The organism is Rhizobium sp. WYCCWR 11146 (assembly GCF_013591995.1).
GTDB lineage: Bacteria > Pseudomonadota > Alphaproteobacteria > Rhizobiales > Rhizobiaceae > Rhizobium > Rhizobium indicum.
In genome coordinates this window covers 67,768-89,887 of record NZ_JACCEY010000019.1, presented here as the reverse complement: position 1 = coordinate 89,887, position 22,120 = coordinate 67,768, and the positions used below count along the sequence as shown (strand labels likewise).

Genomic DNA, 22,120 nt, shown 5'->3' with positions numbered 1-22,120 from the left:
TCGAGGAAGAGCGCCGGCCACGGCCCGCGCCCGATCAGTGCCGGAAATGGCGCATGCCGGTAAAGACCATTGCGACGCCGTGTTCGTTGGCGGCATCGATGACTTCCTGGTCGCGCATTGAGCCGCCCGGCTGGATAACCGCCGTCGCCCCTGCGGCGATCATCGACAGAAGACCGTCGGCAAAAGGCAGGAAGGCCTCGGAGGCGACCGCCGAGCCATGCGTCATCGGCACTGCGAGGCCGAGCGCCTTGGCGGCCTCTTCGGCCTTCAGCGCAGCGATGCGGGCGGAATCGACGCGGCTCATCTGGCCGGCGCCGATGCCAGCCGTCTGGCCGTCCTTGGCATAGACCACGGCGTTCGACTTCACATGTTTGCCGACCTTGAAGGCGAACTTCATGTCATCAAGTTCCTGCGCCGTCGGCGCCCGCCTGGTGACGACCTTGAGTTCCAGATCCTCGACCATGCCGTTGTCGCGGCTCTGGACGAGCAGGCCGCCGGAAACGGTCTTCGCCGTCAGGCCCGCGGCACGCGGATCGGGCAGGCCGCCGGCAGACAGCAGTCGCAGGTTCGGTTTGCGGGCGACGATCGCCTTCGCCTCCTCCGTGACATCCGGCGCGATGATCACTTCGGTAAAGAGCTTGACGATCTCTTCGGCGGTTTCGGCATCCAGCGTCTGGTTGAGCGCGATGATGCCACCGAAGGCGGAAACGGAATCGCAGGCGAGTGCCCGCCGATAGGCCTCGACCAGGCTCGATCCGGTGGCGACGCCGCAGGGATTGGCGTGCTTGATGATCGCGCAGGCCGGCGCCTTCTCTGGCAGGAACTCGGCGACGAGCTCGTAGGCGGCATCCGTATCGTTGATATTGTTGTACGAGAGCTGCTTGCCCTGGAGAAGAGCGGCCGTCGAAACACCCGGACGCTTCTCGCCGGTCACATAGAAGGCGGCCTTCTGGTGCGGGTTTTCGCCGTAACGCATCTCTTCCTTCAGCGCACCGCCGATGACCCGGTGGCGCGGCGTGTCGATTGACAGCGCCTCGGCGAACCAGTTCGAGATCGTTGCATCATAGGCGGCGGTGCGGGCATAGGCCTTGGCAGCCATGCGCTGGCGGAAGGCGTAGGCGGTCTTGCCGTCATCTGCGGAAAGCTGCTCCAGCAGTTCGGCATAATCGGCCGGATCGGTCAGGGTCGTCACATAGGCATGGTTCTTGGCCGATGCGCGGATCATCGCCGGACCACCGATGTCGATATTCTCGACGGTCGTCGGATAGTCGCCGCCGGCTGCGCGCACCTCCTCGAAGGGGTAAAGGTTGATGACGGCGAGGTCGATGCCCTCGATGCCGTGCTTTTTCATCGCGTCCTGGTGTTCGCTGTCGTCACGGATCGCCAGCAGGCCGCCATGCACCGTTGGATGCAGCGTCTTCACACGCCCATCCATGATCTCCGGAAAACCGGTGATTGCGGAAACATCGGTGACGGCAAGACCGGCAGCGGTGATCGCTTTAAACGTGCCGCCGGTCGAAAGCAGGCGCACACCTCGGGCAGACAAGGCGTGGGCGAGGTCGACGATCCCCGTCTTGTCGAAGACGGAGATGAGCGCGGTCTTGATTTCGACCTTGTCGGGGGCGGGGATCTTCTTGGAAATGACGGCCATGAAACCTTCTCCGTTCGGGCTTCGGGAGGACATCCGCAAGGGATGTTCGCATGCTGGCGCCGCGTTAGCACAGGTTTGCCGCCACGCAAACAGGCCTCAGAGCAGATGTCGAAAAGCACGAGCCATTTTTGGACGGCATCGTACTTTACTTCCTTGATTTGGATGCAATCCCGTTCTTTGGCCACTCGGCCTAAAATCATCCGCCTCTAGCTTTTGCGGGACAAAAACCAGCGGATTTCCGTCTTCTCGGCAAGATCGAAGTCGATTTCGATCTGGTCCGAACCGCAGATGCCGGAGCTGTCGGCAAAGAAGATGTCCTCGGCGATCAGCACTTCATTGCCAGGTGCGGAAAACAGCCAGCTTTCGCCGTCCGGTGCCGTCAGCAGCACGGACTCCCCGTCACTCTGATGCAGGACGATCGAAGGATGGATATGAAAACGGGCGACGGCCTTCAAGGGCTCGTCATGCTCATATCCTTCGCGGACGACGAGCCGGTCGCGGCCGGTCACGATCGAGCCTGCGGCATTGAGTGTCAGCTCACGCTCGTGCAGCACGCCGAACACCCTGAGATAACCGTCATGGCTGAGCTTGATGCCGTCGCGTCCATCCTCGGTTTCGGCACGCTCGACGGTGATGGTTCTCACCGGTTCGGTGATCGCGTGATTGAGGAAGGGCGAGGGCGAAAAACGGCTGGACGACGTGTCGTTGAGGATGACGGTCGAATGCGCCGCCGTCGTGCGCGCCATCTGGACATAACGGTGCCCGGCAAATTTCGGCGAACCGGAATTGACGATGAAGCGATGGCGGCCGGACGACATCTCAAAGGAGAGGCTGCCGGCATGCACGGTGCGAAGCGCGCCTCCTGAAGGCGGTGTGCCGGTATCGGCAATGATCACCGTTTTTCCCCCGGAAAGCCGCTGATAGCGCGAATGCGGCAAGGCCTTGAACGGCTGACCGGCGGTTTCGTCATATCGCAGCACGGACATCAGCTCATTTGCAAGCGTCGAGGTCGCCCCGTTGAAGAGCGCCAGGTCCCCGTCCTGATGGCGAAAGAACCGCAATGCCGGATACATCCGGTCTATGCCGGAGATCAGCTTCTGCGGCAGGTCATGGCCGAGATTGACATAGGTCTGTCGGAGCGGCAGCAGATCGAGCAGCAATTCCAGCCCGACGCGCGGATTGCGCGACACATGGCCGCCATCCGGCAGAATCTGGCTATCAAATTCGCGGTCGAGCGCCTGCGCCGCCCTTCTGAGCGTAGAGGCGCGCGCCGGCATGGCGACGGAGGCCATGGCCAGCGCAATACGCAGCCGAAACAACTCCAGGCCGCCGAGGGTGAACGGCGCCATCCGGTGCAGGAATCTCACCTGGAACGCCAGCGACTTCATGAAGCGGCGATAAAAGCCACGGTCGGCATTCTGCAGTACCACCGGCGAATGCGACAGCCAGGCAATAACGCGCTGGGCGGTGACGTCGGTTTCCCAGGCAATCCCCTCCATGCGACCGGCATGGATGGAAAGCCAGCTGTCGACGATCGCGCGGGCGACAGCCGAACTACGCTCCGTCTTGTTCGCCCGCATATGCCGCAGCCAGCCGAAGCTGTGAAGACGGATCGCGAAGGGGCGCGAGGGCAGGGTGAAGGTGAAGGGCGACTTCTCGTTGGTTTCCAGCATGCGCCCGGCCAGGAGAAATCGTCCGTTGAGGATCTCGTCGGCCACATGCGGATCGATGCTGCGGAGATCGGTCGGCGCGACGATCAGACGCTCGGGCACCTTGATCGAATGACGAAAGAGCTTCAGGCGCAACAACGCGACGCGGCGCAAGGCGCGCCGCCAAGCCTCCCGAACATACATGCTCGCAAAACGCCGACCGGACTGCATATTCTATTGTCTATTGACCCTCGTGGTTAAGAATAGGTGAAAAGTGGCCGATTTCATCGTCCGCAATGAATTAATTCGTGACAAGGTTCGAATATACGCACATTGACGCGTTTCACCTGAAATCATGCCGGCGGTTTTGGAGAGAACGGCATGCATGACATGAGGCTATGAAGCACCTCGTATAGTGCGAGAGATCGCCGCGAGCGCTCACGCCTTGCAATCAGGCCAGGCGCCGCAGCACCGCCGCATAGAAGCCGTCGAGGCCGGAGCCGATGCCGTCAGGCATTTTCAGCATGGTGGGAAGCGTGCGGAATTCGCCGAGCGGCGTGATCGCCGTCTCAAGGCCCGGCCAGTCACCGGCGCCGATCGGAACGCGCTCGACCGCATCCGTATCGGAAAGAACACGGGCGACGACGTCCTCACCCTCGACGGGATCGAGCGAACAATTCGAAAAAACCAGCGTGCCGCCCGGCTTCAGCAATGTCAGCGCATGACGCAGCAGCCGTTCCTGCAGCGCCGCCAGTCTGGCGATATCCTCAGGTCCCTTGGTCCACAACACGTCAGGGTGCCGACGTGTCGTGCCGGTGGAAGAGCAAGGGGCATCGAGCAGGATCGCATCGAAACGCTCCGTCGGCTCGAATGTCGTCAGATCTGCTGCAATTGTCTCCGCCTTGAGGCCGAGCCGGTCGAGATTCGAACGCAGCCGTCTCAGCCGGTTTTCGGACTGGTCGAGTGCGGTGACCGCGCCGCCGGCAAGGATGAGCTGCGCCGTCTTGCCGCCGGGCGCAGCACAGAGATCGGCGGCACGTCTGCCCGAGAGATCGCCGAAAAGCTTCGCCGGTATGCTTGCCGCCGCATCCTGCACCCACCACGCGCCCTCGTCGAAGCCTTCGAGCGAGGGAATGCCGCCGTCGAAGGCGGCGAGACGAATGCCGCCTGTGGGCAAAACAACGCCGTTCAGCCGCTTCGCCCAGCCTTCGGGATCGGACTTGACGGTCAGATCGATTGCCGCCGGTTCGAGCTGGGATTCCGAAATTGCCAGCGCCGTGTCCCGGCCATAGGCCTTTTCCAGCCTGGCGATGAACCAGGCCGGCATCGGCGCGACCTTGCCGATGGCGTCGAGCACCTGCTCCTTCTCGCGACCGAGCCGGCGGAGGATGGCGTTGACCAGCTTGGCGAAACGGCGATTGCGCGGATCCTGATTGGCCTGCTCGACGGCGAGATCGACGGCCGAATGATCCGGCACATCGAGATAGAGGATCTGCGCCGCCCCGATTGCGAGCACGTGATGCAGCGCTCTTGCGCCCTCCGGCAGCGGCGAATCCAGCAGGCCGGCAATCGCGGCATCGATGCGCGGCAGGTGGCGCAGCGTCGTGTTCAGGATGGCGCGGACGAGCGCCCGGTCGCTTTCGCCGAGCGCCCTATAGGCCGGATTGCCGTGTTCATGATCGAGAGCGCCGTCGAGCGGCAGCTTGCGGTCGACGACGGCAGCAAGAATTTTTGCCGCCGCAGCCCGGGCCTGCAGGCCGGGCTTTGCCGGAGCAGATCGCTCGGTGGAGGGCTTATGCTTGCGGAATGGCTTCTTCGTGCCGTCTGAATTCAAGACCACGGACCTTTTGGCGGTTGCGAACCACCGCGACCAAGACCCGTATCCGGAACAGAGCGCGATTTGCGCGACGGATTAGCAGCACGAGCCGGCGACGTCGAGACATTCATGCCGCTTTGCGCCATGTCCTGCAGCGCGGCAATGCGGTTTTCCGTGTTCGGATGCGTGGAAAACAGATTGTCCATGCGCTCGCCGGAGAGCGGATTGATGATGAACATATGCGCTGTCGCCGGGTTGTGCTCGGCATCCTCGTTCGGCACGTGGGCAGCACCGCGCGCAATCTTGCCGAGTGCCGAAGCGAGCCAGAGCGGATTGCCGCAAATCTCGGCGCCGCGGCGGTCGGCCGAATATTCGCGCGTGCGGCTGATCGCCATCTGCACCAGCATGGCGGCGAGCGGCGCCACGATCATCGCGACGATGACGCCGACGAAGCCGAGCGGATTGCTGTTGTTCTCACGGTTGCCGCCGAAGAAGAAGGCGAAGTTGCCGAGCATGGAGATCGCGCCGGCAAGCGTTGCCGTGATCGTCATCGTCAGCGTGTCGCGGTTCTGAATGTGGGCCAGTTCATGCGCCATCACAGCTGCGACCTCCTCGGCAGACAAGGCGCTGAGCAGGCCGGTCGAGGCGGCGACGGCGGCATTTTCGGGATTGCGGCCGGTGGCGAAGGCATTCGGCTGCGGGCTGTCGTAGAGATAGACCTTCGGCATCGGCAAGCCGGCATTGCGGGCGAGATCGCGCACGATCCGGAAGAATTCCGGCGCATTGCGCTCGTCGACCTCCTGCGCGCGATAGGCCGAAAGCACCATGCGGTCGGAATTCCAATAGGAGAAGAAATTCATGCCGGCGGCAATGACGAATGCGATCATCATGCCGGCCCGACCGCCGATCAGGAAGCCGACAAACATGAAAAGCGCCGTCATGAAGGCAAGCAACATGGCAGTGCGAACGAGGTTCATGGCGGATCTCCATCTCCGATTTCGGCACCACAAGCTTTCAATCCCGGCACCGGCGCATTATGATTTGGTTATTCATCAGCCATTTTCAATATTTCCGGCAGGAGACGGCCATGCAGGACGCCGATAATGACAACAGCGAAACGCCGATGGCCGAGGGATCCGAGCCGCTGCGCAAGATGCTGTCCCCGGCTGCCAGACGCGCCCTTGCCGAAGCCGAGGAGCGGCGAAAGAGCCAGAAGCCGCTGGAGCTGCCGCCGGAGATCGGCGGCCGCGGCGGAGCCGAGCCGGCGCGCTTCGGCGACTACGAAATCAATGGCAGGGCGATCGATTTCTAAGCCAATATTACTGTTGGCTTCTAGGGCCGCAGCAGAATCGAACTCAGAATCCGGCTAATGACATTTGGGGCGGCGGGTATCTCAGCCTCAACTGGCGAGCGTGACCTCGTCGGCAATCGTCTCTCAGGCTTCGCCCGTGAACATGCCTGGATGCCGCAACCACGCATCGAATACGTGGAAACAAAAAGCGCCGCCCCGGAAGCCCTAAATGGGACCGGAGCGGCTCAATTTATCAGGAGGTCGCCTTATTCTGCCGGTTGACGATCAGATCGTCGACAACTGCCGGATCGGCAAGCGTCGAGGTGTCGCCGAGGGCGCCGAAATCGTCTTCGGCGATCTTGCGCAGGATGCGGCGCATGATCTTGCCGGAGCGGGTCTTTGGCAGGCCGGGCGCAAATTGGATCTTGTCGGGCGCGGCGATCGGGCCGATTTCGGCCCGCACATGTTTCACCAGTTCCTGGCGAAGTGCATCCGATCCCTCGTGACCGGCCATTAGCGTCACGTAGCAATAAATGCCCTGGCCCTTGATCGGATGCGGGTAACCGACGACTGCGGCTTCCGAAACCAGACTATGTGAGACAAGGGCGGATTCCACTTCCGCCGTGCCGAGCCGGTGGCCGGAGACGTTCAGCACGTCGTCGACGCGGCCGGTGATCCAGTAATAACCGTCCGCATCGCGACGGCAGCCATCGCCGGTGAAATACTTGCCCTTATAGGTGGAAAAATAGGTCTGGATGAAACGCTCGTGATCGCCATAGACCGTGCGCATCTGGCCCGGCCAGCTGTCGGTGATGCAGAGATTGCCGTCGGCCGCGCCTTCCAGCACCTTGCCTTCATTGTCGACCAGCTGCGGCTTGACGCCGAAGAACGGGATCGTCGCCGAGCCGGGCTTCAGATCGGTGGCGCCGGGCAGCGGCGTGATCATGTGACCGCCGGTTTCCGTCTGCCACCACGTATCGATGACGGGGCAGCGCTTGTCGCCGACGACATTGTAATACCACTCCCAGGCCTCGGGATTGATCGGCTCGCCGACCGTGCCGAGCAGGCGCAGCGAAGAGCGCGAAGAGCGCGTGACGAAGTCGTCGCCGGCACCCATCAGCGAGCGGATCGCCGTCGGCGCCGTATAGAAGATGTTGACCTTGTGCTTGTCGATGACTTCCCAGAAACGCCCCTGGTCCGGGAAATTCGGCACGCCCTCGAACATCAGCGTCGTCGCGCAGTTCGCAAGCGGCCCATAGACGATATAGGAGTGGCCGGTCACCCAACCGACATCGGCCGTACACCAGTAGACGTCGCCGTGGTGATAATCGAAGACATATTCATGCGTCATCGCCGCATAGACGAGATAACCGCCGGTCGTGTGCAGCACGCCCTTCGGCTTGCCGGTCGAGCCGGACGTATAGAGAATGAAGAGCGGATCTTCCGCCTTCATCTTCACCGGTGGGCATTCCGCCTTCACGGTGGCAATTTCCTGGTGATACCAGAGGTCGCGGCCCGGCGCCCAGCCGGTCTTGCCGCCGGTGCGGCGAACGACCAGAACCTTCTCCACAATCACGTGCTGGCGTGCAGCAATGTCAATTGCGGTATCGGTATTGTCCTTCAATGGCACCGGCTTGCCGCCGCGCAGGCCTTCGTCGCAGGTGATGACGAAGGTGGATTCGCAGTCGACGATGCGCCCGGCCAGCGCCTCGGGCGAGAAACCGCCGAAGACGACCGAATGCACCGCGCCGATGCGGGCGCAGGCGAGCATCGCATAGGCCGATTCCGGGATCATCGGCATATAAATGGTGACGCGATCGCCCTTCTTGACGCCGTGCTTCTTCAACACGTTCGCCATCCGGCACACATGCTCGTAGAGCTCGTTATAGGTGACCTTCTTGTCGATATAGGGGTTGTCGCCCTCCCAGATGATCGCCACCTGGTCGCCATTCGTTTTCAGATGACGGTCGATGCAGTTGTAGGAGACGTTTGTCTGACCGTCCTCGAACCACTTGATCGAAACCTTGCCGGTAAAGGAAGTGTTCTTGACCTTGGTATAGGGCTTGAACCAGTCGATCCGCTTGCCGTGCTTGCCCCAGAACTTGTCCGGGTTCTCGACGCTTTCCTCATACCATTTCAGGTACTTTTCCTTATCGATCAGGGCGCGCGCCTTCACCGGCTTCGTGACCGGATAGATCTTCTCCGACATGCAACTCCTCCTCATGGGACATGCGACGGGCCGCGTGAGCTTGCAGGGCCCGGACTTGAAATCACGGCAATTCATAGCAGTTCGCATCGCCACGGCAATTAGACAAAGGTCATTTCACTTCGGAAGAATTGCAATTCTGCGACAGTGCGGTTATATAGCGCCATATTTCCCGGACATTGTGGTGACAATCCACGGACCGCGACCGGCGCGGACGATAGAAGGACTATATCCATGGCTCAAACACTGCTCATGCCGAAGGCGACAGCCATCTGGCTCGTCGACAATACGGCACTGTCTTTCGATCAGATCGCGCAGTTCTGCAAACTGCATCCGCTCGAAGTCAAGGCGATCGCCGATGGCGAAGCGGCGCAGGGCATCAAGGGCCTCGACCCGATCTCGACAGGACAGCTTTCCCGCGACGAGATTGCCCGCGCCGAGGCCAATCCGAACCACAAGCTGAAGCTTTCCGAACCGAAGGTGCGGGTGCCGGAATCCAAGCGCCGCGGTCCGCGTTATACGCCGGTTTCCAAGCGTCAGGACCGCCCGAACGCCATTCTCTGGCTCGTTCGCAACCATCCGGAGCTGAAGGACGCGCAGATTTCCCGCCTCGTCGGCACGACGAAATCGACGATCGAGCAGATCCGCGAGCGCACCCACTGGAACTCCGCCAACCTGGCGCCGATGGATCCGGTCACGCTTGGCCTCTGCAGCCAGATCGATCTCGACATGGAAGTGGAAAAGGCCTCCAAGGGCCGTCCGCTGCCGACCGCTGCCGAGCTTGGCGCGACGCTGCAATCGGCCCAGGAAACCGAGCGCCTGACCCCGAGCTACGAGCGCGAGGAGGAAAAGGAAAAGGAAATCGACGCCGATGCCGTCTTCCGCAAGCTGAGCTCGCTGCGCTCGGCGCCGAAGGACGAGGATGACGATCAGTACTGAGACATCATAGATCGCATGAAAAACCCGCCGGTATGAGCTGACCGGCGGGTTTTTTGTTGCGGATGGCCTGTTTCGATTAGCTGCGGAACAGGGTGAGGATGTTCTGCGCCGAGCTATTGGCGATCGAAAGCGACTGGATGGCAAGCTGCTGCTGCGTCTGCAACGCCGTGAGCTTGCTCGATTCCTCCTCCATATCGGCATCAACCAGGCGTCCGACGCCGGAGTCGATCGAATCGTGAAGGCCGCTGACAAACGTTTCCTGCAGCTGGATACGGGTCGAGATCGAGCCGAGCGCCGAGCCGGCGGCGGTCATGGCGCCGAGAACCAGTTCGATACCGGCCAGGGCTGCGTCGAGCTGACCCTGGGTGAAACCAGTGATGTCGAGAGCATATATCGACGGCATGACGATGACCGTACCGCCATAGGTTCCGTTGAAGGCCGTACCGATGATACCGCTGCTCGTCTCGATCGCACCGGTGCTGGTCATGCCGAAAAGCACGTTTCCAAGCGTGCCTGAATCGAGCACGTAGTCCGTCGTCTTGACTGAAACGGCATTGCTGCCATCCCGCACGAAGGACGAAACGACGCTCTTCGTGCCGGAGGCGCCGGCAACCCAGTTTTCGCCGGAGAAAGACGCCGACTGGGCAATGCTGAGCAGCTGCTCCTGAAACTGGTCGAGTTCCTGCTGGATCTTCGTCTTGTCGACGCCCTTTTCCGTGGCGGCGACGATCTTGGCCTTGATTTCGCTAACGACATCGAGAGCGCTATCCATGGCCGAATAGGCGGTATCGACCTTGGCTGCACCAAGCCCGAGCGCGTCGGAGACGGCCGAAAGCGCCTTGTTGTCAGAACGCATGGTCGTAGCAATCGACCAATACGCGGCATTGTCAGCCGCCTTTTCGACACGATAACCCGATGAAACGCGACCTTGGGTGTCCTTGAGGCTATCGTTTACGCCGCGCAAAGTCTGCAGCGCTGCCATGGCAGCGTTGTTGGTGAGGATGCTTGTCATGATCCGTTCCACAATCGTTGAGAAAGGGGCAATCCGGACTAAGCCGGTAACGGCGACCGCGTCATGCAAAGCCTGCTATGCAAGCCATTGCCGTTAACAAATGCTTGCATCAACATGGTTAACAATTCCTCAATTAGGCTTACCGAAAGTTTAATTCACATCGGCAGGGAGCCTAAACCGCGGCCGCGCAGCGCCTCGGCAATTTCCTCTAAAATCGTTGGATCATCGATGGTTGCAGGCATTTTCCAGGGTATGCCGTCGGCGATTTTCTGCATCGTGCCGCGCAGGATTTTGCCGGAGCGTGTCTTCGGCAACCGGTTAACGGTTATGGCCGTCTTGAAGGCGGCGACAGGTCCGATCGAATCACGAATCATCGCCACGACCTCTGATTCGATCGCCGTCGCGTCGCGGGAGACATGTCGTTTCAGCACCAGGAAACCGCAGGGCGCCTGACCCTTCAGCGCATCGATCACGCCGATAACCGCGCATTCGGCGACATCTGGATGACGCGCACAGACCTCCTCCATCGCCCCTGTCGAGAGCCGATGCCCGGCGCAATTGATGATGTCGTCGGTGCGCGACATGATGAAGAGATAGCCGTCCTCATCGACATAGCCGGCATCGGCCGTCTTGTAATAACCGGGAAACTCATCGAGATAGGCGGAGCGAAAACGGTCGTCGGCGTTCCAGAGGGTCGGCAGGCAGCCGGGCGGCAGGGGCAGCTTCACGACGATATTGCCGAGTGTTCCCGCCTCGATCGGATGACCGGCATCGTCGAGCACCGCAATATCATAGCCGGGCATCGGCAGCGCCGGCGAACCGTGCTTGACGGGAAGAGCGCCGAGGCCCAGCGGATTTGCGGCGATCGGCCAGCCGGTCTCCGTCTGCCACCAATGATCGATGACGGGTATGCCGAGCATGCGCTCGGCCCATTTCAACGTCTCCGGATCCGCCCGCTCGCCGGCAAGAAACAGAGCGCGCAAATCCGGCATGGGATATTGGTGCATCAGTTCACCGTCACCGTCCTCCCGCCGAATGGCGCGGAATGCCGTCGGCGCCGTGAAGAGCACCCGCACCTGATATTCCGAAACGATGCGCCAAAATGTGCCGGCATCCGGAGTGCCGATCGGTTTTCCCTCGAAGATCAGAGTGGTTACGCCTGATAGCAGCGGCGCATAGACGATATAGGAATGCCCGACGACCCAGCCGATATCCGAAGCTGTCCAGAAGACCTCGCCCGGCTTCAAGCCGTAGATATTTTGCATCGACCAGTTGAGCGCGACCATATGGCCGCCATTGTCGCGCACGACGCCCTTCGGCTGGCCCGTCGTGCCCGAGGTATAGAGGATGTAGAGCGGATCGGTGGCCTTGACGGAGACACAGGCGATCTCGGCGCCACGATGCTGCGCCACTGCCGCCTCGAAATCCTGATCTCGACCGCTGACGAGATCTGCTCGAAGCTCCGGCCGCTGCAGCACCAGACAGCGATCCGGCTTCGAACGCGCGATCTCGATTGCCTGATCGACCAGTGGCTTGTAGGCGACGATGCGACCAGGCTCGAGCCCGCAGCTCGCGGTGATCACCAGCTTCGCAGCGCAATCGTCGATTCGCGCAGCAAGTTCGCTGGCGGCAAACCCGCCGAAAACGACGGAGTGAACCGCCCCGATGCGGGCGCAGGCGAGCATGGAAAAGACCGCCTCCGGCACCATCGGCATATAAAGGATGACGCGATCGCCTTTGCCGATGCCGCGCTCGACCAGTGCTGCTGCGATGGCCATCACCTCCCGAAGCACCTCATCATAGGTGAAACGGCGCTTTTCGCCGTTCATTGCGCTGTCGAAGATGACGGCTGTCTCGCCGCCGCGGCCGCCAGCCACATGCCGGTCCAGGCAATTGTGGCATGTATTGGTTTCGGCGTCTGAGAACCAGCGGCCATAGACGCCGTCATTGGGTGAAAAAATCCGCTCTGGCGGCTTGAACCAGTCGATGTCACTGGCCGCTTCGCGCCAGAAGGCTTCGGGATCGCGTTTCCAGGCCGCATAGGCCTGATGATAGCCGTTCCGCATCTGCTCCTCCCCAGGACATGCAAACCTAATCTAGGCGGCATTAAGGGGAACAGGAAGCCCGACCAAAGCAGCGTTTCAGCGCGTGCCGAAAATCGCTGATCCCACACGCACGCTCGTGGCGCCAAAGGCGATGGCCGTCCCGTAGTCGCCCGACATGCCCATGGAAAGTTTTTCGACGCCGCATTTGAGCGCGAGCTTAGCCAGCAGGGCGAAATGCGGTCCGGGATTTTCCTCGGCCGGCGGAATGCACATCAAACCTTCGATCGAAAAGCCGAGTTCGTCGCGGCAGAGGGCGACGAAGGCCGGCGTGTCGTCAGGAGCGATGCCGGCCTTCTGCGGTTCGAGCCCGGTATTGACCTGGACATAGAGCCGCAGCGCCTTGCCTTGACGCTTCATCTCCTCGGCAAGCGCGCGGGCGATCTTTTCCCGGTCTACCGTTTCGATCACGTCGAAAAGCGCCACAGCATCCGCCGCCTTGTTCGATTGCAGCGGTCCGATCAGATGCAGCTCGATATCCTGATGCTCTGCCTTCAGCGCCGGCCACTTGCCCTGGCTTTCCTGCACCCGGTTCTCGCCGAAGATACGCTGCCCGGCTTCGATGGCCGGGCGGATCGCGTCCGCCTCGAAGGTCTTCGACACCGCGACGAGCTGAACAGAACCCGCCGGACGACCTGCCTCGCGTTCCCCGGCCGCAATCCGCGACCGCACATCGTTCAAGCGCTCTTGAAGTTCCATCGTTCTGCCTCGACATACCAGCATGAAAGGATCGGCAATGAACTAACCAGCCAGCCTGTGCTTGCCAAGACCCGCCTTCGCGAAATCGCCTAGTCATGACCAAGATCGGACGCTCGCAGCGCCTGCAAAACTTGACGCTACGGTGGTTTCATGGTGAAGGTCTCGACCAACTCCCCTGATTTTCCGGAAATACGAATACCATGGCCACCGAACGTTATAATCCGCGCGATGCCGAGCCCCGCTGGCAGCAGAAATGGAATGAAGACAAGGTCTTCGAGACCGACAATGCCGATCCGCGCGAAAAATATTACGTCCTCGAAATGTTCCCCTATCCCTCGGGGCGCATCCATATGGGTCATGTCCGCAATTACGCCATGGGCGATGTCGTCGCCCGCTACAAGCGCGCCCGCGGTTACAACGTGCTGCATCCGATGGGCTGGGACGCCTTCGGCATGCCGGCGGAGAATGCCGCCATGGAGCGCGGCGTGCATCCCGCCTCCTGGACGCACCAGAACATTGGCTCGATGAAGGCGCAGCTGAAGGCCATGGGTCTTTCGCTGGACTGGAGCCGCGAATTCGCCACCTGCGACGTCGAATATTATCAGCACCAGCAGCATCTCTTCCTGGATTTCCTGGAGAAGGGCCTGGTCTATCGCAAGCAGTCGAAGGTCAACTGGGATCCAGTCGATAACACCGTGCTCGCCAACGAACAGGTGATCGATGGCCGCGGCTGGCGTTCCGGCGCGCTGGTCGAACAGCGTGAACTGACACAATGGTTCTTCAAGATCACCGACTTCAGCCAGGATCTGCTGGACGCGCTGGATACGCTCGACCAGTGGCCGGAAAAAGTGCGGCTGATGCAGAAGAACTGGATCGGCCGTTCGGAAGGCCTGACGATCCGCTGGGAGATCGTGCCGGAAACGGCACCTGCCGGCGAGAGCGAAGTCACGGTCTATACGACCCGGCCGGACACGCTGTTCGGCGCTTCCTTCTTGGCAATCGCCGCCGATCATCCGCTGGCGAAGGATGCCGCCGCGAAGAACCCTGATATCGAAGCCTTCTGCGAAGAGTGCCGCCGCGCCGGCACCTCGCTCGCAGCACTCGAGACCGCCGAAAAGAAGGGTATGGATACCGGTATCCGCGTCCGGCACCCGCTCGATCCTTCCTGGAAGCTGCCGGTCTATATCGCCAATTTCGTTTTGATGGATTATGGCACCGGCGCGATCTTCGGCTGCCCCTCGGGCGACCAGCGCGACCTTGATTTTGCACGAAAATATGACCTGCCGGTGGTGGCCGTCGTCATGCCGAGGGATGGCGATGCCGCAAGCTTCTCCGTCGGCGACACCGCCTATGACGGTGATGGCGTGATGATCAATTCACGCTTCCTCGACGGCAAGACCACCGAAGAAGCCTTCAATATCGTCGCCGACCGGCTGTCGGCCGCTTCGCTCGGCAATGCGCCGCAGGGCGAACGCAAGGTCAATTTCCGTCTGCGCGACTGGGGTATTTCCCGCCAGCGTTATTGGGGCTGCCCGATCCCGGTCATCCATTGCGATGATTGCGGTGTCGTGCCGGTGCCGAAGGCGGACCTGCCGGTCAAGCTGCCCGACGACGTCACCTTCGACCAGCCGGGCAATCCGCTCGACCGTCATCCGACCTGGCGCCACGTCCCCTGCCCGAACTGCGGCAAGGATGCCCGCCGCGAGACGGATACGATGGACACCTTCGTCGATTCGAGCTGGTATTTCACCCGCTTCACCGCGCCCTGGGAAGAAAAGCCGACCGATCCGGAGGCGGCAAACCGCTGGTTGCCGGTCGACCAGTATATCGGCGGCATCGAGCACGCGATCCTGCACTTGCTCTATTCCCGCTTCTTCACCCGCGCCATGCGCGAGACCGGTCACGTCGCGGCCACCGAACCCTTCAAGGGTCTCTTCACCCAGGGCATGGTGGTCCACGAAACCTATAGCCGCGGCGCCGGCGCCAGCCGCGAATGGGTGGCTCCCGCCGATATCCGTATCGATGAACTCGATGGAAAACGCCGGGCTTTCCTGCTGACGAACAACGAAGAAGTTGCGATCGGCTCGATCGAGAAAATGTCGAAATCGAAGAAGAACGTCGTCGATCCCGACGATATCATCGCCTCCTACGGCGCCGATACCGCTCGTTTCTTCGTTCTGTCCGACTCCCCGCCAGAGCGTGATGTCATCTGGTCCGAGGCAGGCGTCGAGGGCGCCCATCGTTTCACCCAGCGTCTGTGGCGCTTGATTTCCGAAGCAGCGGATGCGCTCTCCGCCGTGGTACCTGCGCCGGCCACCGATGGGGAAGCCTTGTCGATCTCGCAGGCCGCCCACAAGACGCTGAAGGCTGTCGAGAACGACTATGACAAGCTGTGGTTCAACAAGGCCGTTGCCCGAATTTACGAACTTGTCAACGCGCTGGCCGCACCGATGACGAGAGTTGCGGCAGGCGAGGGCGATGCCATCTATCGCGCGGCGGTGCGCGATGCCGCCGAGATCCTGATTCAGCTCGTCTCTCCGATGACGCCGCATCTGGCTGAGGAGTGCTGGGCCGCGCTTGGCAATGAAGGCCTGCTTGCCCGGACAAGCTGGCCGCGATACGACGAAGCACTCGTCATCGAAAACGATGTCGTCCTGCCGGTACAGATCAATGGCAAGAAACGCGCTGAATTGACAATTTCTCGCGATGCAGATCAGAATGCCGTCACCGACGCCGTGCTGGATCTGGATGCGGTGAAGAACGCGCTGAACGGACAGGCACCGAAGAAGATCATCGTGGTTCCCCAAAGGATTGTAAACATTGTCGTTTGATATCGCTTGCAAGCTGGCCCGCAATGCCGGCATCGCCATGATCTTTGCCTCGGCGGCTTTTCTCTCCGCCTGCCAGGTCCGACCGCTTTACTCCGAGAGTTCCGGTGTCGTCGAAAAGCTTTCCTCGGTCGGCTTTTCCCCAGCAAGCAGCCGCGTCGAGCAGCAGGTGCGCAATCGCCTGATCTTCCTTGCATCGCGCGGTGCCGGTGAAGCGGTAAACCCGCAATATCAGGTTGAGATTCGCGCTACCACGTCTGTTGCCGACACACTCTTGACGGATTCGACGGATACGTCGCGCGCTGGCCGTGTGACCGTCAGCGTCACCTACACGCTGCGTTCGGCGACCGACGATCACGTCATCAAGGCCGGCAGCCGCGCGACCACGGCGCTGGTGGATTTTTCCGAACAGGAATTCGCCAAGCAGCGGGCGATCCGTGATGCCGAAAACCGCGCGGCGGATCAGGTGGCGGAATTCGTGGGAGCCGATATCGCCGCTGCCCTCAGCCGCTGAGGGCGGAGATGTGGCAGAGATAAAATCCCACGAATTCGAGACTTTCCTGCAGAAATCGGCACGGAACTATCGGATTTACGTCATCTACGGACCGGATCGCGGCCTTGTTTCCGAACGGGCAAGCCTGCTCGCCGGTAAGAGCGGTGTTGCTCTCGATGATCCCTTCTCGCTGACGAAGCTCGATATTGGCGACCTGCAGAAAGACCCCGGTCGGCTGGTCGACGAGGTCCAGTCGATTGGCCTGTTCGGCGGTGAGAAACTGATCTGGATCCGCGGTGCCGCCAACGAGAAATATCTCGTCGATTCCCTGGCGTTGCTGGCCGATAAACCGCTCGAAGCCGCCTATCTGCTCGTCGAGGCCGGTGACCTCAAGAAGGGTTCCCTGCTGCGCAAAACCGCGGAAGCCGCACGATCAGTCATGACGATCCCCTCCTACGCCGATGACAGCCGCGCCTTGAATGCGTTGATCGATACAGAGCTCAGTGCAGAAAAGCTCGGCATTACGCCGGCCGCGCGCCAGGCGCTGATCGCGTTGATCGGCGGCGACAGGATCGCTTCCCGAAACGAGGTGCGCAAGCTTGCTCTTTACTGCCGCGGCTTCGATACGGTCGAAGAACATCACGTTACCGAAATAATCGGCGACGCCAGCGCCATCTCGGTTGACGACGCCGTCGATGCCATCTTCGGCGGTGATCTCAACGCCTTTCTGCACTCCATGCAAAAAATCAGCAGCTCGAAAACCGCGATCTTTCTTGTGCTGCAGGCATGCTTGAAGCAATTCCAGCTTCTGGATTCGATGCGCGCCGAAATGGATGAAAAACGGCTGCAGCCGCCTCAAATCATGCAGACAATGGGGCGGCATCTGCATTTCCGCCGCAAGCCGATCATCGAACAGGCGCTGCGCCAGTGGACAGCGGAAAGCATCGCCCGTGAATCCAATCGGCTACAGGCCGCTATTCTGCAAAGCAGGCGGCGGCAGGTGCTGGAAGACAGCGTTGCGATGCAAACGCTTCTGTCCACCACCCTTCAATCCGGCCGAAAATCCGCCTGACCAGCACGTCGGCCCAATAATCATGTTTCGGAAAGCACGATGCGTTGTTTCAAGAAGTTAGAGCGTCGGTGCTCTAACGCCTCTCGAGCAAGCGGCAGATTTCCTCGAGCTGTTCTAGCGACTTATAGGAAATTTTAATCTGGCCGCCGCTTGCCTTGTGATTGATCGCAACATCAAGGCCGAGTGCATCGGAAAGCGTCCGTTCCAGCGCCAGCGTGTCGGAATCTTTCTGATCTCGCCGCAAGGCCGCCTGCTGTGGCTCCGATTGTGCCTTGATATTGTTTTGCGCCAGCTTTTCCGCATCACGCACCGACATGCCCTTGGCAACGATCGTACGGGCAAGACTTGCCGGGTCGGATGTCGAAACCAATGCGCGCGCGTGCCCAGCCGATAGGCTGCCGGCGGCAAGCAGATCGCGAACCGGATCAGGCAATTTCAACAGGCGCAACGAGTTGGCAACATGGCTGCGGCTTTTACCGATGATTTCGCCGAGGTCGTTCTGGGTGTAGCCGTATTCCGCGATAAGCTGCTCATAACCCAAGGCCTCTTCGAGGGCATTGAGATCCGCGCGCTGTACGTTTTCGACAATGGCGATTTCCAGCGCCGTCTTATCATCCACATCACGGATAATGACGGGAATCTCGATCAGCCCGGCAAGCTGAGCTGCGCGCCAGCGTCGTTCGCCGGCGATAATTTCATATCGATCCCGCGACATCGTCCGCACAACAATCGGCTGAACGATACCGTGTTGACGAATGGAGCTTGCGAGATCGTGCAGCTCGGAGTCATCGAAGAACCGACGGGGATTGCGGGGGTTACGGCTGACGAACTCGATCGGGATCATTCTGTCGGCGCTGATAGTCCGCTCGGCTTCCACCGGGACAGGCTGATCCATTTCACCAATCAGCGCCGCAAGGCCGCGGCCCAATCGCCTCTTTGATACATCGTCATTCATGATCTACACTCACCTACACCCCTAAATTGATATCACGCGGCCAGTCTTTGGCGTTCTCGCTGGATGACCTCGGAGGCCAGCTGCAGATAGGCCTGACTGCCCGCGCACTTCAAGTCATAGAGAATAGCCGGCTTACCGTAGGACGGCGCCTCGGAAACCCGGACGTTGCGCGGAATTAACGTGTGGTAAACCTTGTCCCCGAGATGCGTACGCACGTCATTGACAACCTGCTGGGCAAGATTGTTGCGCGCATCGAACATCGTCAAGACGATACCCTGAATATCCAGACGCGGGTTAACTGTCCGGCGAACCTGGCTGACGGTCTCGAGCAGCTGGCTCAACCCCTCCAGCGCAAAGAATTCGCATTGCAGCGGAACGAGGACCGAATGCGCTGCCGCCATGGCATTCATCGTCAGCAGATTGAACGACGGCGGGCAATCCAGAAGAATATAAGAAAACGCCATGGCTTCGGGCGAAGACAGCGCTTTCCGCAATTTGAACACCCGATCGCTCTGCTGCGAGATTTCCATCTCGATGCCAAGAAGATCCATCGTCGACGGGACGATAAACAGATTAGGAACCGCTGTTTCGAGGGTCACTTCGGGGATCCCACGATCACCAACCATCAGATCGTAGGAGGAAAGCTTGCGATCACGACGATCGATACCGAGGCCGGTGCTGGCATTGCCCTGCGGGTCGAGATCGACGATCAAGACACGCTCGCCGATAGCAGCAAGCGCCGTTGCCAGGTTAATTGCTGTGGTCGTCTTACCAACGCCACCCTTCTGATTTGCGATGGTGATAATCCGATGTCGTTCGCCAGCCATTGCCGCAATATCCGATCTGTTAAACCAAGCGCCGGAGATTTGATACTTCCAAAATAACAGATTCCTGCTCGACGGCGCTCTTATGTTCTAACAGATCGAATTCCCACCGACCACGTGCTTTGTCGATTTCCTTCCGGTAATCCCGGCCTTTGTGAAAGAGGCCACGACAATTTTCCTTGCCAAACATCCAAGGCGATGAATATCCGATGAGCGAATCAAGATCCGCAAGGGCACGCGCTGAAATCGCGTCGCATTCGCCAACCTCCGTATAAGCATCTTCGATTCGAATGCTATGAACGCTGCCGCGCGCATTTGTCTCCCGCAGCGCTGTCCGCAGAAACGCTGCCTTTTTATGGTTGCTTTCGACCAGATGGACCCATCCACCTTGCAGCTCGGCTAGAAAAATCGCCGTAATAACGCCGGGAAAGCCGCCCCCACTGCCGAGGTCAACCCAGGTAATCGGTTGAGGATGAATCTGAAAGACCTGACTGCTATCAGCGATGTGCCGGTGCCATAGATCATCGAGTGTCGACGGCGCCACCAGATTGATTGCTTTTGCCCACTTCTGAAACAGCGCTGCAAAGTGTTGCAACCGTTCCTGTGTTTCACGTGAAACACGCAAACCGTTTAATTCCATTCTGAAAGACTCTCAAATCTTGTAATCAAGCGCTATGGCGCTCGGCAGGGGATAGTCGACGCAAATGCACGAGCAGCAATGCGATTGCCGCCGGCGTCACCCCTTCAACGATTGCAGCCTGGGCAATATTGAAAGGGCGAGCAGCGCTGAGCTTGACCTTCAGCTCGTTCGAGAGACCGGACAGCGCGTCATAGCTGAAATCAAGCGGTATCTGCCGCTCCTCGTCGCGTTGCTGATCTTTGATCGCCGTGGCTTGTCGATCGAGGTAAACCGAATACCCAGCCTCAATTTCCAGTGCTTCCGCGACTTTCGGTCCAATCATGCCCAGCTTCTCCGGCCAAACAAGGCGGAGCGCGGCGAAATCATAATTCGGATAGGACAGTAAATCATACGCAGTTCGGCGCTGTCCATCGAGATTGATATTCAGGCCAGCGCGGCGCGCCTCATTCGGTGTAACCGCCAGCGACTGCAACAGCGCCCGACTGGTTTCGATCTCTGCTTGATAGGATGTAAATCGCTGCACTCGTTCGCCATTGACGCATCCAAGCCGCATGGCCAGCGGCGTCAAGCGCATATCGGCGTTGTCAGCCCGCAAACTCAGTCGATACTCCGCACGCGATGTAAACATTCGATACGGTTCCGTAACGCCTCGCGAGGTGAGATCGTCGATCATGACGCCAATATAAGAATTCGTCCGACTGAAATGGAACGGTTCCGAATCGCTGCTTCGCAATGCAGCATTCAGCCCGGCTGCCAATCCCTGCGCGCCCGCCTCTTCATAGCCGGTGGTACCATTGATCTGGCCGGCGAGAAACAAGCCTCTCAACCGTTTGACCTCCAGCGATGGAGTCAGCTCTCTCGGATCGACATGATCATATTCGATTGCATAGCCCGGTTGCAGTATTCTTGCCGCTTCGAGGCCGGGAATTGTTTTGATGAAGTCTGCCTGGACCTCGGCCGGCAGGGAAGTAGAAATTCCGTTCGGATAAACCGTGTCATCGTCCAGTCCCTCGGGTTCGAGAAAGACCTGATGTCCATCCCGCTCTCCGAATTTCACCAGCTTGTCTTCGATCGACGGGCAATAACGAGGCCCGACGCCCTCGATCTGCCCGGAATACATTGCCGAGCGCATAATGTTGTCGACAATGATGCGGTGGGTCGCTTCGGTCGTCCTAGTGACCCCGCATTCGATTTGTGGCGTGGTAATCGTGTCTGTCATGAAGGAGAAGGGGACAAGCTCCTCGTCAGCTCCCTGTCGACCGACGGATTGCCAGTCGATCGTCTTTCCGTCCAGCCGGGCGGGTGTGCCGGTCTTCAGACGTCCCAGCCGCAGTCCCAGGCGGGCGAGAGTTGCAGACAATCCGATCGACGGCGCTTCACCGACACGCCCGGCCGGTGTCTTTTCCGACCCGATATGAATAAGACCGCGCAGAAAGGTTCCAGTGGTCAAAACCACTGCCGGCGCTTTCAGGGTTCGACCATCCTTCATGATCACGCCGGCGACGCAACCATCGACAACGTCCAGATCAAACGCATCGCCTTCGATGATATCCAAGTCCGGCGTCGCTTCGATCGCCGCCAGCATTGCCAGGCGATAAAGCTTTCGATCGGCCTGCGTCCGCGGTCCTCGGACAGCCGCGCCTTTCTTCTTGTTGAGCATCCTGAATTGAATGCCTGCAACATCGGCGACGCGACCCATCAGGCCATCCATCGCATCGATCTCGCGAACCAGATGGCCCTTACCCAGCCCGCCAATCGCCGGATTACAGGACATGACTCCGATCGTGTCCCGCCTATGCGTAATCAGAGCGGTTTTTGCCCCAAGGCGCGCAGCTGCGCTGGCAGCCTCCGACCCGGCATGGCCCCCGCCGATTACAATCACATCAAAGACATTATCCGTCATTCAAGACTCCATATCCGGCAGGCGTTTCACGTGAAACCGT

The 22,120-nt window shown here is 60.1% G+C and carries 17 protein-coding genes; 5 read left to right on the top strand and 12 right to left on the bottom strand.

The window, feature by feature from the left end; translation table 11 throughout:
• Positions 1 to 34: 34 nt before the first annotated feature.
• The 4 genes from purH to htpX all read right to left on the bottom strand — a co-directional run bounded on the left by purH (position 35) and on the right by htpX (position 6,093).
• A complete protein-coding gene (purH, locus tag HX899_RS13675) occupies positions 35 to 1,651 on the bottom strand; it encodes a bifunctional phosphoribosylaminoimidazolecarboxamide formyltransferase/IMP cyclohydrolase (RefSeq protein WP_138389351.1) in 1,617 nt (538 codons plus the stop codon).
• 206 nt (positions 1,652 to 1,857) lie between these two features.
• The gene (locus HX899_RS13670; protein WP_138331963.1) at positions 1,858 to 3,531 is read right to left on the bottom strand and encodes a heparinase II/III family protein; all 1,674 of its coding nucleotides are present in this window, start codon (positions 3,529 to 3,531) and stop codon (positions 1,858 to 1,860) included.
• Between the two features lie 220 nt (positions 3,532 to 3,751).
• Positions 3,752 to 5,140, bottom strand: a complete 1,389-nt coding sequence (locus tag HX899_RS13665) for an RsmB/NOP family class I SAM-dependent RNA methyltransferase (protein WP_181292664.1) — start codon at positions 5,138 to 5,140, stop codon at positions 3,752 to 3,754.
• Complete coding sequence (gene htpX / locus HX899_RS13660; RefSeq protein WP_181292663.1) at positions 5,131 to 6,093, bottom strand: zinc metalloprotease HtpX; 963 nt, start codon at positions 6,091 to 6,093, stop codon at positions 5,131 to 5,133. Before htpX ends, HX899_RS13665 begins: the two co-directional genes overlap by 10 nt.
• Positions 6,094 to 6,203: 110 nt before the next feature.
• Between htpX and HX899_RS13655 the strand changes: the two genes are divergently transcribed.
• Positions 6,204 to 6,428, top strand: a complete 225-nt coding sequence (locus HX899_RS13655; protein WP_181292662.1) for a DUF1674 domain-containing protein — start codon at positions 6,204 to 6,206, stop codon at positions 6,426 to 6,428.
• A gap of 232 nt (positions 6,429 to 6,660) precedes the next feature.
• On the opposite strand, the gene acs is transcribed toward HX899_RS13655, so the two are convergent.
• The gene (gene acs, locus HX899_RS13650) at positions 6,661 to 8,616 is read right to left on the bottom strand and encodes an acetate--CoA ligase (RefSeq protein ID WP_181292661.1); all 1,956 of its coding nucleotides are present in this window, start codon (positions 8,614 to 8,616) and stop codon (positions 6,661 to 6,663) included.
• Between the two features lie 231 nt (positions 8,617 to 8,847).
• On the opposite strand from acs, the gene HX899_RS13645 reads away from it, so the two are divergent.
• Positions 8,848 to 9,552 carry a DUF1013 domain-containing protein gene (locus HX899_RS13645; RefSeq protein ID WP_007632151.1) on the top strand — a complete coding sequence of 235 codons (705 nt, stop codon included), beginning with the start codon at positions 8,848 to 8,850 and terminating at the stop codon, positions 9,550 to 9,552.
• A 76-nt stretch (positions 9,553 to 9,628) separates the two neighbouring features.
• Here the strand turns inward: HX899_RS13645 and HX899_RS13640 are convergent, their stop codons facing one another.
• The 3 genes from HX899_RS13640 to HX899_RS13630 all read right to left on the bottom strand — a co-directional run bounded on the left by HX899_RS13640 (position 9,629) and on the right by HX899_RS13630 (position 13,365).
• The gene (locus HX899_RS13640) at positions 9,629 to 10,564 is read right to left on the bottom strand and encodes a flagellin (protein ID WP_138331968.1); all 936 of its coding nucleotides are present in this window, start codon (positions 10,562 to 10,564) and stop codon (positions 9,629 to 9,631) included.
• A gap of 155 nt (positions 10,565 to 10,719) precedes the next feature.
• Positions 10,720 to 12,630, bottom strand: a complete 1,911-nt coding sequence (locus HX899_RS13635) for a propionyl-CoA synthetase (protein ID WP_181292660.1) — start codon at positions 12,628 to 12,630, stop codon at positions 10,720 to 10,722.
• Positions 12,631 to 12,705: 75 nt separating this feature from the next.
• The gene (locus tag HX899_RS13630; RefSeq protein ID WP_138389346.1) at positions 12,706 to 13,365 is read right to left on the bottom strand and encodes a YggS family pyridoxal phosphate-dependent enzyme; all 660 of its coding nucleotides are present in this window, start codon (positions 13,363 to 13,365) and stop codon (positions 12,706 to 12,708) included.
• A 200-nt stretch (positions 13,366 to 13,565) separates the two neighbouring features.
• Between HX899_RS13630 and leuS the strand changes: the two genes are divergently transcribed.
• The 3 genes from leuS to holA are packed head-to-tail and all read left to right on the top strand — an operon-like array spanning position 13,566 to position 17,758.
• Positions 13,566 to 16,196 carry a leucine--tRNA ligase gene (leuS, locus tag HX899_RS13625; RefSeq protein WP_171600287.1) on the top strand — a complete coding sequence of 877 codons (2,631 nt, stop codon included), beginning with the start codon at positions 13,566 to 13,568 and terminating at the stop codon, positions 16,194 to 16,196.
• The gene (lptE, locus tag HX899_RS13620) at positions 16,186 to 16,707 is read left to right on the top strand and encodes an LPS assembly lipoprotein LptE (RefSeq protein WP_138331972.1); all 522 of its coding nucleotides are present in this window, start codon (positions 16,186 to 16,188) and stop codon (positions 16,705 to 16,707) included. The genes leuS and lptE overlap by 11 nt, the downstream gene beginning before the upstream one ends.
• Before the next feature lie 10 nt (positions 16,708 to 16,717).
• Positions 16,718 to 17,758, top strand: a complete 1,041-nt coding sequence (gene holA, locus HX899_RS13615; protein ID WP_138389344.1) for a DNA polymerase III subunit delta — start codon at positions 16,718 to 16,720, stop codon at positions 17,756 to 17,758.
• Positions 17,759 to 17,831: 73 nt separating this feature from the next.
• Here holA and HX899_RS13610 read toward each other — a convergent pair whose 3' ends face one another.
• From HX899_RS13610 to mnmG, 4 genes are read right to left on the bottom strand one after another with little or no spacing between them, the layout of a single operon-like run.
• Positions 17,832 to 18,713 (bottom strand): ParB/RepB/Spo0J family partition protein, encoded by an 882-nt coding sequence (locus HX899_RS13610; protein WP_017962618.1) that lies wholly within the window; start codon positions 18,711 to 18,713, stop codon positions 17,832 to 17,834.
• A gap of 32 nt (positions 18,714 to 18,745) precedes the next feature.
• On the bottom strand, positions 18,746 to 19,540 hold the full coding sequence (locus tag HX899_RS13605) for a ParA family protein (protein WP_011654065.1): 795 nt from the start codon (positions 19,538 to 19,540) through the stop codon (positions 18,746 to 18,748).
• Between the two features lie 19 nt (positions 19,541 to 19,559).
• Entirely contained in the window at positions 19,560 to 20,177 is a 618-nt protein-coding gene (gene rsmG / locus HX899_RS13600; protein ID WP_181292659.1) for a 16S rRNA (guanine(527)-N(7))-methyltransferase RsmG, read from the bottom strand.
• Positions 20,178 to 20,202: 25 nt separating this feature from the next.
• Complete coding sequence (gene mnmG / locus HX899_RS13595; RefSeq protein ID WP_181292658.1) at positions 20,203 to 22,080, bottom strand: tRNA uridine-5-carboxymethylaminomethyl(34) synthesis enzyme MnmG; 1,878 nt, start codon at positions 22,078 to 22,080, stop codon at positions 20,203 to 20,205.
• Positions 22,081 to 22,120 lie beyond the last annotated feature (40 nt).